Here is a 1,113-nt window from a genome sequence, read left to right as displayed (position 1 = left end):
TGATATTATCCCCTTAAGGTAGACAGTGTAAAAAGACCATGAACAAACATGGATGTTACACTTCTATTTGGAGGGGATTTTATTATGGCTAAAAAAGGGTCTACATTTCAAACTTATTCAGATGAATTAAAGATACAAGCTGTAGAAAGTTTTTTAAATGGTGAGGGTAGTCAATCAGCTATAGCGAAGAAATATGGACTTAAAAGTAGAACGCAATTAATAGAGTGGGTTAGGAAATATCAAGAAACAGGCGGTATTTCAGACTCACGGGGAAAAAGTAGTGGTAATAAGGGCCTCAAAAACCCCTTGAAAGGTCGTCCTCGTACGAAATTCGATAGTATGGAAGAAGAGTTGGAATACTACAAGGCACAGGTGGCGTACTTAAAAAAGCAGTATCCAAATCTGTAGGAGGTGTCCTTGCTCAAACAGCTAAGTACGAGATTATTGAAGAACTACGTTCTCGATACAAAGTAATCTGGCTTGTCGTCATTGCTCAGTTAAATCGTTCTAGCTACTATAAGTGGCGTTCAACACGTACGCAAAGAAAATTACGTTTTTCAAAGGATGATACATTGCGTGAACAAATTCAAGCGATTCACATAAAACACAAGGAATATGGCTATCCTCGTATGACAATTGCCTTACGAGAAGAGGGCTTTTTAGTGAACCACAAAAAAGTATGTAGACTTATGCAAGAGCTTCAAATCCAATCGATCATCCGTAAAAAGCGACGCTTTTTTAAAGGGAAATCCTCAAAGATTTTCCCAAATGTAGTAGAACGCCAATTCCAAAATCGCAAACAAAATGAGGTATTTGTCACAGACATCACTTACTTGCCATTCAAAGATAATTTTCTCTATTTATCGGTCGTCCAAGACATTTACAATAATGAAATTGTTGCTTGGAAACTCTCACATCGCAATGATCTACAACTTGTTCTCGATACACTTGATTTAGCAACACAAAAAAGAGATGTGTATGGAACCATCATCCACTCAGATCAAGGATTCCAATACACATCTCATGCTTATCATCGTACGCTTCAACAGCTAGGTGCCATCGGCAGCCACTCTCGCAAAGGAAACTGCCATGACAATGCTTGTATTGAATCAT

Annotated in this window: 2 protein-coding genes; both read left to right on the top strand. The window is 38.1% G+C overall.

Annotated features, from left to right (window positions below):
• Positions 1 to 84: 84 nt before the first annotated feature.
• Positions 85 to 408: a transposase gene (locus FT637_RS29520; protein WP_227494020.1), complete on the top strand. Its 324-nt coding sequence runs from the start codon at positions 85 to 87 to the stop codon at positions 406 to 408.
• On the top strand, positions 357 to 1,113 hold a 757-nt coding region (locus FT637_RS29515), incomplete at its 3' end, for an IS3 family transposase (RefSeq protein WP_193649250.1). The genes FT637_RS29520 and FT637_RS29515, both read left to right, overlap by 52 nt.

It is taken from the genome of Bacillus cereus, assembly GCF_015071065.1.
Lineage (GTDB): Bacteria > Bacillota > Bacilli > Bacillales > Bacillaceae_G > Bacillus_A > Bacillus_A cereus_BA.
This window is presented reverse-complemented; position numbering and strand designations above follow the sequence as displayed.

What these genes read in the sequence shown, in the direction of transcription:
- FT637_RS29520 (WP_227494020.1), top strand. Translation starts at nt 85, where the DNA reads ATGGCTAAAAAAGGGTCTACATTTCAAACTTATTCAGATGAATTAAAG.